This window comes from Mycobacterium helveticum (assembly GCF_007714205.1).
GTDB classification, from domain to species: domain Bacteria; phylum Actinomycetota; class Actinomycetes; order Mycobacteriales; family Mycobacteriaceae; genus Mycobacterium; species Mycobacterium helveticum.
In genome coordinates this window covers 1-1,399 of sequence record NZ_VMQU01000286.1, presented here as the reverse complement: position 1 = coordinate 1,399, position 1,399 = coordinate 1, and the positions used below count along the sequence as shown (strand labels likewise).

Below are 1,399 nucleotides of genomic sequence, written 5' to 3'. Positions count from 1 at the left end.
AAACCGGAAATCAAGCTCAACTCGTGACCTCAACAGCCACCACGGGGAAAACTCGGGCTACCGTGAAATTTTGAGGTCAACTACTTCTACTTTTATTGCCTCGATGAGGATTTCGGCCCGTTCTTCATCAAGTTTTCCACCTACTTCCCCTACACCGCCAAGCTGTGCATCAACGGCAACGAATGGGCCAAACGCCAGGCCGCCAAGTCCGGTATCGGCTTCGAACCGCTCGACAATGGGTTCGCCGTGGTCGACGACGTGGACAGGTTGCAGGGGATCTGCGACAGTCTGGGACCCGAACAGATCGACGCGCTGCTGCGCAAGTGGCTCAAGATCCTGCCCAACCCGTTCACCGCCCATGACGAAGCCGCCGGCTACCGCTATGAGCTGTCGATCCTGCAGGCCGAGTTTTCGCTGACCCAGATGCTGGATGCGCCGGTGTCGGGGCGGGTCTTTTTCGAGCAGGTCATCCGCGACAACCTCGACATCGGCCGACCTGATCGCATCAGCCTGGTCTTTGATCGGCGCATCATCAACGGCCGCAAACGCAAGACCCCGGGCCGGTTCCGTACTCGGGTGATCACCGATGGGGTTGTCCCGTCGCTGCACGTTGACTACAAGAACAACAAGATCAAGCAGTACCACAAACAAGGGAGAGCACTGCGAACCGAAACCACGATCAACAACCCCCGCGACTTCGACATCCCCAAACGGCTGACCAGCCTGCCCGCCCTGCGGCAGCTCGGCTTTTCCGCCAACCGGCGCCTGCTCGGCGTCCACACCATCAGCCACGACCCGATCCGCGGCGCGAAAGCCTTCGCCGATCTCACCGCCCCCACCGTCACCGCCTCCGGAACCCGCATCGCCGGCCTGCGCTTCGGCGACACCCGAGTCCACGCCCTGCTCCAGGTCCTGCTCATTCACCGGCTACTGGTCCACGGATTCACCAACCGTGATCTGCGCACCTTGATCGCGCCCCTGCTCGGCACCACCGCCGAACACATCACCGCCGGGCAGATGACCTACGACCTGCGACGCCTACGTGCCCACGGACTCATCGAACGCATCCCCCACAGCCGCCGCTACACCGTCACCGACACCGGGCTGCAGAACGCGCTGCTATTCACCCACGCCCACGACCACCTCCTCCGCACCGGGCTGGCCCTGGCAAGCGACCCCAGCCCTCCACGAAACACCAAGCTGCACAACGCCGCCCGCGCCTACCAAGCCGCATTCGACGAACTCACCCAGCAGGCTCAACTCGCCGCCTGACCGCTCACGACCCCAACCGCATACTTGACTCAAAACTCACGGCTGCGCCGCTTACTAAGGAGTTCGTAAGTAAGTCGAGACACGCCGGGGAAAGCCTTTGCTGGCGAACGATATTCGTCGAGAATAG

Annotated in this window: 1 protein-coding gene; it reads left to right on the top strand. The window is 62.0% G+C overall.

Translation table 11 applies throughout. The features are described from left to right. Positions 1–246: 246 nt before the first annotated feature. Entirely contained in the window at positions 247–1,272 is a 1,026-nt protein-coding gene (locus FPZ47_RS27505; protein ID WP_210420044.1) for a hypothetical protein, read from the top strand. Positions 1,273–1,399 lie beyond the last annotated feature (127 nt).